Source organism: Streptomyces olivochromogenes (assembly GCF_001514115.1).
In the GTDB taxonomy this organism is placed as follows: domain Bacteria; phylum Actinomycetota; class Actinomycetes; order Streptomycetales; family Streptomycetaceae; genus Streptomyces; species Streptomyces olivochromogenes.
This window is the reverse complement of sequence record NZ_KQ948463.1, coordinates 302,316-309,820: the sequence shown is the minus strand read 5'-3', so window position 1 is coordinate 309,820 and position 7,505 is coordinate 302,316. Positions and strand designations below refer to the sequence as shown.

The following is a 7,505-nucleotide window of genomic DNA, read 5'->3' as shown; positions in this document are numbered from 1 at the left end:
CAGGTTCGGGTCGGGAGTGGGCATGACGCGGACGGCCTCTCGGACGCGGCGCCCGAGGAGTTCGCTCTCCTCCTCCACCGAGTCCAGATAGGCCCGGTCGGCCCAGCCCTCGGCGGTGAGGTAAGTGGCGAGGCGCTGGACCGGGTCGCGCCGCCGCCAGCTCTCCACCTCCGTGGACATGCGGTAGCGCGTCGGGTCGTCGGAGGTGGTGTGCGCGCCCATGCGGTAGGTGTACGCCTCCACGAGGGTGGGGCCCTCGCCGCGGCGGGCCCGCTCCAGCGCCGACTTGGTGACCGCCAGGCAGGCCAGGACGTCGTTGCCGTCGACCCGGACGCCCGGGAAGCCGAAGCCCAGCGCGCGCTGGTAGAGCGGGACGCGGGTCTGCTTCTCGGTCGGCATCGAGATCGCCCACTGGTTGTTCTGGCAGAAGAACACCACCGGGGCGTCGTAGACCGCCGCGAAGTTGAAGGACTCCATCACGTCGCCCTGGCTGGAGGCGCCGTCCCCGAAGTACGCGATCACGGCCGAGTCCGCGCCGTCCTTGGCGACACCCATCGCGTAGCCCGTGGCGTGCAGGGCCTGCGAGCCGATGACGAGGGTGTAGAGGTGGAAGTTGTCGGCGTCCGGGTCCCAGCCGCCGTTGTTCACACCCCGGAACATGCCGAGCAGGTTGGTCGGGTCGACCCCGCGGCACCAGGCGACGCCGTGCTCACGGTAGCTGGGGAAGACGTGGTCGCCCTCCTGGACGGCCCGGCCAGACCCGATCTGGGCGGCCTCCTGGCCGAACGAGGAGGGCCACAGACCGAGTTCGCCCTGGCGCTGCAGGGAGGTGGCCTCGGCATCGAAGCGGCGGGTCAGCACCATGTCCCGGTACAGACCGCGCAACTCCTGCGGCGCGAGGTCGAGCCCGTACTGCGGGTGCTCGGTCCGCTCGCCCTCAGGAGTGAGCAACTGGACGAAGTCCGACTCGGCCGCAACGGTCACCGTCAGCCACCCGCCCGCACGGTTCCGCTGTCCTGGACGGCCTTCTGCTGTGCGGCGAAGGCCGCGCCGAGGAAGGCCTGGCTGCGCTCGGCAGTCCACCGCTGGGACGCTTCGAGGCCGCGCAGCGCCCCGGTGAACCGGGGAGCCACATAGCGGGCGAGGAGCTCGAAACTGCGCTTCGTCTGCTCGTGGGACGCCCAGTCCTGCACGTTGACCAGGAGTCGGCCGAATCCTCCGGTGACCTCCTGGATCCGCTGGATCGTGGCGATGGCGTCGTCCACGGAGCCGATGATCGCGCCCATGTTCTCGACGGTCGACTCCAGCGCCTTCCGGGCGTCGGCCGGGGAGAGCGCGACCGGCAGGCCGAGGGTTTCGGCCCAGTATTCGTTGCGGTAGCGAAGCCACCCGTCGAGGACCTGGCCGAAGGCCTCCTCACGGGTCTCCGCGATGTGCAGCGGCAGGGTGACGCGCCATGCGGAGCGGTCCGGGGTGCGCCCGTGCGCCTCGGCGGCCTCCTCCAGGTGGAGCCACTGCTCCTTCAGGTCGCTCGGTCCGCTGCCGGGCCGGGGCGCACCGAAGGAGAGCGGAGTGATGCCGTGCTGCCCGGCCAGCCTCATGCTGAACGGTGAGGTCGCGCTGGACAGCGCGACCTGCACGCCGTCCCGCGACCAGGGCCGCAGCTGCAACCGTGCGTCGTTGAGCCGGTACCAACCGTGGTCCACGGTGAGCGGCTCCTCGGAACGCAGCAGGTGCAGCACCGTGCCGAGGGCCTCGGCGGTGCGCTGCCGGGTGTCGGCCGGCGCGATGCCGAGCTGATGCATGTCGGAGGGGAGCGAACCGGCTCCCACGCCCAGGATGAAGCGGCCACGGGTCTGGTGGTCGAGCTGCACGGCACGCGAGGCCACCATGTACGGGTGGTGGTAGGGCAGGCTGATCACGCCGGTGCCGAGCTTGATGTGCCGGGTGCGCTCGGCCGCGGCGGCGATGAACAGCTCCGGTGATGGAATGACACCCCAGCCGGCCGAGTGGTGCTCGCCGATCCAGAACTCCTCGAAGTCGAGCTGGTCGAGCCATCCGATCAGATCGAGGTCCCGCCACATGGTGAGGGTCGGATCCTCTCCGAGCGGGTGCAACGGGGAGAGGAAAGCCCCGAACCGGAGGGGCTGTGCGGCTTCGGCTGTCATGTCGTTCCTTCCGGGTGCTTCGGTGCGACAGGCGCTTTGGTACGCGGGTGCTTGTGCTGCTCCGCCGCCCGGGTAGGGGGTCGGTAGCAGGCGAGGGTTCACCAGTCGGAGGCCGCTACGGCCGGCGCGTTCGGCGCGGCCGGTTTCTCGGCGGCCGCGGCCGGTCGCGGTGGCTCGGCGGCCGCGCGATCGCCGTCCTGGGCGAAGCGCTCGCGCCAGATCCGCCGGGCGCGCGCGGACAGCGGGGCGTGGCCCTCGAAGATCAGATCGAGGAAGGCCGACGCCTCCTCGACGTTGCGCAGCCTGCGCACCGACTCCTCTCCCGGCCTGGCGGTGATCAGCAGGTCGTTGATGACGGTGAGCTTGCCCTCGGGCAGCGTCCGCGCGCAGATCAGGGTGTTCATGATCTGCGAGCGGGAGTCAGGTCCCGACAGGTAGTCCAGGCACTCCTGGAACTCCCCCACCCGGCGCGGCTCACCGCCGAACTTGTACAGCGGCACCCACTGGCCGTCCGCCCCGCGCCGCTCGACCACGTCGCAGTCGCCCTCCACACCCTCGCCGCCCTCGACACCCGGTGCGGCCGCGATACGGAAGTCCCAGCCGCGCTGCTCGAACTCCCCGTAGGTGTGCGGAACCGGCTCGATGAACGTGTCGTGCGAGAAGCTGACGTCCACCAGCCAGTCCGCCTCCTTCAGGCGGACCTTGAGCAGCATGTGCGCGAAGACCCTGGAGTACTCGCCGTGGTGCGGGCGCCACATGTACGCGCCGAGGAAGGAGACGTCGAAGCCGATCTCGCGCAACACCCGGTGGAAGAGGGTGTGGTTCTCGAAGCAGGCGCCGCCGCGCCGGTCGGCGACGACCTTGGCGAAGAGCAGGTCGTCCTCCAGGACCAGCCTGCTCTCCAGGGCGTCCAGCGACTCGAACGGCACGCTCAGCGCGTGCGCGCGGCAGATGTCGCGCAGAACGTCCAGGGTCGGGGTGAACGGGCCCGCGTAGCCGATGCGCTGGGCATAGGAATCCAGACGGAACACGGTGACTACCTCCTGTGCTGGCCGTTGTCCTCGGCCAGGAAGGCCGCGGCGTCGGCGATCAGGGGACGGATCGCGGGCTGGCCGAGGGCGAGCACCTCGAACTCGGGGGCCCGCTCCTCCTCGGCGGCCGCACCGGCGGGCGGCTCCTGCGTGTTGCTCACCTGGAGCGACTGGAAGGCCTCGATGAAGGGGCGCCGCAGGGCCTCGTACCGCTCGATGCCCGCGGAGGTGTCGCCGCGCAGCGCGCTGTCGACCATCTCGGCCAGGCAGGCGGCATCCTGGAGCGAGGTGTTGAGGCCCTGCCCGCCGAAGGCGTGCATGCCGTGCGCGCTGTCACCGACCAGCACGACGTTGTCCAGGTTCCAGGTCTTGGTGCGCACGAAGTGGTGCTGTACGCGGCGGACCTGGTCCCAGTCCTTGATGTGCTCGGCGATCCAGTCGCCGAGCCGGGGCACGACCCCTGACAGCGTCTCGACGAGGAGCTCGATCGGCCCCTCGGTCACCTGCGCCGCGGTCACCGAGTCGGTGATCCACACCAGGACGAGGCCCTCCTCGGCGCGGCGGGTCTCCAGCAGATAGCCGTGCGCTCCGAAGTGCGCGCGGGCCACGCCGTCCCAGTCGGGCGGGCTCGGTACGACGACGTCCAGGTACGAGCCGGTGGAGGGCACCACCTCGGCCGGGATGCCCGCCAGCTCGCGGATCGTGGAGGAGCGTCCGTCGGCGGCGAGCACGAACCGTGCGTCGACGACCAGCCGCTGCTCGGGGGTGACGACGGTGAGCGTGCTGCCGGCACCGTCCCGGCCGCGGGTCAGCGCCTGCGTGTCGGCCTCCCACACCACCGTCACGTTCGACAGCTCGGCGACCTCGGCGAGCAGCAGCCGCACCAGGTCGAAGGAGCGGATGGACAGCGCGTGCGGTACGGGGCTGCCGTCGAGTTCGGCGTAGCGGTAGCGCGCGGCGAGGTGACCGCCGAAGTAGATCTCGGCGCCCGGGATGATGCCGGCGCCCTCGGTGAGCCGGTCGAGCAGACCGAGCTGGTTGAGCAGGTGCAGGGTGACGGGCTGGACGATGTTCACCACGGCCGGGGCGCCCGGTGGCGGGCCGCCGGGCGCCGGCTCGGGCCGGCGTTCCAGAAGGGTGACCTGCCAGCCCTGCCGGCCCAGGGCCAGTGCGGCGAGCAGGCCCACCGGCCCGGCTCCCACCACGCAGGCGTCTGCCGTCGTACGGACAGCGGTAGCCGACTCATCAGCCATGGGCTCTACACCTTCTTCTCGGGTTCGGGACTGCGGACGCTGCGGCGCCGCAGCTGACAGGTGATGCGCCCGGTGGCGATGCGCCGCTCGCGCTGGTCGTGCACCGTGACCTCGTACGTCGCCACCGACGTGCCCACGAACAGGGGGGTGCAGATGCCGATGACCGAACCGGAGCCGCGGGCGGCCCGATGGTGGGTCACGGACAGCTCCTGGCCCAGGACCATGCCGCCGACACCGGCCTCCAGGACGGCGGCCAGCGAGCCGAGCGTCTCGACGAGGGCGGCGCTGGCCCCTCCGTGCAGGAAGCCGTAGTACTGGCGGTTGCGGTCCAGCGGGAGGCTGCCCACGATCCGCTGCGGGTTCCAGTCCTCGACGACGATGCCGAGGCTGGTGGTCAGCAGATCGGGCCGGGTCAGCGTCTCCATGTTGAAGGGCGCCTCGAAGACGGCCTCCTGCTCGGCCTGTTCGGCGGTCTGCGGCTCGGGCTGTTCGGTGCGCTGCTCGTCGCCGGTCCGCTTCCCGGGACGGGAATCCACGGGCGCGCTCATGCGGCGACACCCGCCTGCACGCGGCCTGCGGCCACCAGACCGCTGAGCCAGCCGTACTCAGGGGCTGCGGCGCCGTCGGGCTCCGTGACGGCCGAGGCGAGCAGTGGCAACCGCTCGCTGCCCTGACCGGCCTTGCGCAGCAGTACGACGGCAGCGGCGTCCGAGACGGGCAGCGCGCCCACCTGCTCCTGATTCTCCGTCAGCCGTTGCTGTACCGATGCGGCCCGCTCGTTGGCGGCCGTCTCGACGCCCACGATCACGACCTGGTCCGCGGCGTCCGATTCCAGCAGCGAGTCGGCGAGCAGCAGGGCCTGGCCGCCCGGGTCGGTCAGATGGGACAGCGACGTCAACGGGCCGGTGATGCCGTACTTCTTGGTGAGATGGCCGAGGATCGACGTGGTCACCGACTGGAAGAACAGCAGCGGGCTGTGCACTTTCCCGTCGACCATCCGCGCCGTCGCCGTGTCGCCGGTGACGGTGTCCCCGTACATGGTGGCGAGCACCATCGCGGTGCGCGGGCCGGCCTGGCCGACCAGGTTGTCCTCGGACGTCGGGTCGCCGAGGCACTCGACGACGGCTGCGTTGACGATCGGGCTGAACCGGGACAGCACGAAGCCGACGACCTTGGGGAGTTCCTCCGCGGCGCCTCCCGGTACGCCCTCGGCCCGCTCGCCCCACGGCGCCAGACACGCGGCGCCGGCGACCGCGCGGGGGCGGACGAAGTCCGCCGCGGCGGGGGTGTTCGTACGTGCGGTCATGCTGCGTCCTCTCCTGCGCGCTCCAGCACCAGCGCGGCGTTCACCCCTCCGAAGGCCGCGTTGAGCGACAGGGCGTGCGTGATGTCGGCGGGCCGGGCCGTGTTCGGTACGTAGTCCAAGTCGCAGTCCGGATCGGGTTCCTGGTAGCCGAGCGTGGGCGGCAGCAGCCCCTCGCGCAGGGCGAGCAGGGTGATGACGGCTTCGACCGCTCCGGTGGCCTCCAGCATGTGACCGGTACCGCTCTTGGTGGAGCTGACCGGGACGCGGGGCGCGTGCTCGCCGAAGACGCGATGCAGCGCGGCGGTCTCGGCCACGTCGTTGAGTGGCGTACCGGTGCCGTGGGCGTTGACGTAGCCGATCTGTTCGGGGGCGATGCCGGCCTTGCGGATGGCTGCGGTCGCCGCGGCGGCCATGCCCTCGCCGCGGGGATGCGGCTGGATGACGTGGTGGGCGTCGGCGGCCATGCCCCAGCCGGCCACCTTCCCGAGGATGTCGGCGCCCCGCTCCTGGGCGTGCCGCACCGACTCCAGGACCAGCACGGCCACGCCGTCGCCCTGCAGCAGTCCCATGCGCCCCTTGGCGAAGGGGCGTACGACACCCTCTCTGCTCAGTGCCTTGCCCGAGTCGAACTTGGCGAAGACGTCCTCGGTGACGAGGTACGAGCCGCCCGCCACGACCACGTCCGCGCTGCCCCGGCTGATGAGGTCGGCGCCGTGCGCGATGGCGTTGGTCGACGCGACACAGGCGTTCACGAACGCCAGCCGCCGGCGGCCCAGGCCCAGTTCCTCGCCCAGCCGCTCGGCGAGCCGCGAGGGCAGGCTGTCCAGTACCCGCGGGTCGGCCGGGGCTCGGCCGGTGGCGATGTCCTCCCAGAAGCCCCGGTTGCCGGAGTGGTCGCCCGCGGTGCCCAGCAGCACCGGCGCGTCCGCGCCGTTGTGCCGGGCCATCGCGAGTGCCGCCAGCGCACATGCCCGCAGGACCTCTCCCTGCCCGGGCGTGACGCCCGGCTTCAACGGGAGGCCCGGGATCTCGGGTCCTTCTCCCTCGTACGTCGCCGCGCGGTCCGCGTGGTACGGCGTCGAGTCGAACCGGGTGACCGGAGTGAAGCCGGTGTGGCCCGCGAAGAGACCGTCGCGCAGAGCCTGCGTGCCGAATCCGTACGAGGTGAAGACTCCGTAGCCGGTGATGGCCACTTCAGCTGCCATGGGTTACCTCTCCCTGTTCCACCTGGCCGGGAAAGCGCCGGGCCAGCACGGCCTGGGCGCCGCTCGTCGAGGTGAAGCCGACGAGTTCCTCCTCCTCGGGCTCCCACGGGATGCCGTGCCGCTCCTCCAGCAGGTGCAGCATCCAGACGAGAGTGAGTGAGTCGACGACGAACTCGTCGGGGCCCTCGGGGCCGGGTTCGGGTGTGATCCCGCTGTCGATGAGAAGACGTTCTATGTCACCGCGCGTGATCAACGCCCGGCTCCCGCCACCGCCGTACGCCGGTCGACCACCACCTGGACCAGCTGGCCGAGGGTGCGGACCGTCTTGGGGTCCACGTCCTCCTCCGGCAGTTCGACGTCGTACTCGCCCTCCAGCTGGAGCAGCAGCTCGATCATGGCGAGGGATTCGAGTTCGAGGCCTTCGGGGCCGAGCGGGGTGTCCGCGTCGGCGCCTTCGGGGACGGGGAGGTTGATGACGTCGCGGATGACGGCGAGGACGAAGTCCCGGGTCTCTTCCTGCATGGTTCGGCTCCCTTGCGGGT

9 protein-coding genes are annotated in these 7,505 nt (G+C 71.3%); all 9 read right to left on the bottom strand.

Annotated elements, in window-relative coordinates; genetic code table 11:
* Positions 1-1,083: pyruvate dehydrogenase (acetyl-transferring) E1 component subunit alpha (gene pdhA / locus AQJ27_RS31655; protein ID WP_079065400.1), on the bottom strand; the 1,083-nt coding region annotated here is incomplete at its 3' end.
* Positions 987-2,168, bottom strand: a complete 1,182-nt coding sequence (locus AQJ27_RS31650; RefSeq protein ID WP_067375953.1) for an LLM class flavin-dependent oxidoreductase — start codon at positions 2,166-2,168, stop codon at positions 987-989. The genes pdhA and AQJ27_RS31650, both read right to left, overlap by 97 nt.
* A 98-nt stretch (positions 2,169-2,266) precedes the next feature.
* On the bottom strand, positions 2,267-3,199 hold the full coding sequence (locus tag AQJ27_RS31645; RefSeq protein ID WP_067375951.1) for an arylamine N-acetyltransferase family protein: 933 nt from the start codon (positions 3,197-3,199) through the stop codon (positions 2,267-2,269).
* Between the two features lie 5 nt (positions 3,200-3,204).
* The gene (locus AQJ27_RS31640) at positions 3,205-4,452 is read right to left on the bottom strand and encodes an FAD-dependent oxidoreductase (RefSeq protein ID WP_079065393.1); all 1,248 of its coding nucleotides are present in this window, start codon (positions 4,450-4,452) and stop codon (positions 3,205-3,207) included.
* A gap of 5 nt (positions 4,453-4,457) precedes the next feature.
* Complete coding sequence (locus tag AQJ27_RS31635; RefSeq protein ID WP_079065392.1) at positions 4,458-5,000, bottom strand: PaaI family thioesterase; 543 nt, start codon at positions 4,998-5,000, stop codon at positions 4,458-4,460.
* On the bottom strand, positions 4,997-5,758 hold the full coding sequence (locus AQJ27_RS31630; RefSeq protein WP_067375947.1) for a beta-ketoacyl-[acyl-carrier-protein] synthase family protein: 762 nt from the start codon (positions 5,756-5,758) through the stop codon (positions 4,997-4,999). The genes AQJ27_RS31635 and AQJ27_RS31630 overlap by 4 nt, the downstream gene beginning before the upstream one ends.
* Complete coding sequence (locus AQJ27_RS31625) at positions 5,755-6,963, bottom strand: beta-ketoacyl-[acyl-carrier-protein] synthase family protein (protein WP_067375945.1); 1,209 nt, start codon at positions 6,961-6,963, stop codon at positions 5,755-5,757. The genes AQJ27_RS31630 and AQJ27_RS31625 overlap by 4 nt, the downstream gene beginning before the upstream one ends.
* A complete protein-coding gene (locus AQJ27_RS31620) occupies positions 6,953-7,216 on the bottom strand; it encodes a hypothetical protein (protein ID WP_067375943.1) in 264 nt (87 codons plus the stop codon). Before AQJ27_RS31620 ends, AQJ27_RS31625 begins: the two co-directional genes overlap by 11 nt.
* Positions 7,213-7,485, bottom strand: a complete 273-nt coding sequence (locus AQJ27_RS31615) for an acyl carrier protein (protein ID WP_067375941.1) — start codon at positions 7,483-7,485, stop codon at positions 7,213-7,215. The genes AQJ27_RS31620 and AQJ27_RS31615 overlap by 4 nt, the downstream gene beginning before the upstream one ends.
* Between the last annotated feature and the right edge of the window lie 20 nt (positions 7,486-7,505).

Excerpts from the sequence above, each read along its gene's own strand:
- AQJ27_RS31625 (WP_067375945.1), bottom strand. The coding sequence starts at position 6,963 with ATGGCAGCTGAAGTGGCCATCACCGGCTACGGAGTCTTCACCTCGTAC.
- AQJ27_RS31630 (WP_067375947.1), bottom strand. The coding sequence starts at position 5,758 with ATGACCGCACGTACGAACACCCCCGCCGCGGCGGACTTCGTCCGCCCC.
- AQJ27_RS31650 (WP_067375953.1), bottom strand. The coding sequence starts at position 2,168 with ATGACAGCCGAAGCCGCACAGCCCCTCCGGTTCGGGGCTTTCCTCTCC.
- AQJ27_RS31615 (WP_067375941.1), bottom strand. The coding sequence starts at position 7,485 with ATGCAGGAAGAGACCCGGGACTTCGTCCTCGCCGTCATCCGCGACGTC.
- AQJ27_RS31640 (WP_079065393.1), bottom strand. The coding sequence starts at position 4,452 with ATGGCTGATGAGTCGGCTACCGCTGTCCGTACGACGGCAGACGCCTGC.
- AQJ27_RS31635 (WP_079065392.1), bottom strand. The coding sequence starts at position 5,000 with ATGAGCGCGCCCGTGGATTCCCGTCCCGGGAAGCGGACCGGCGACGAG.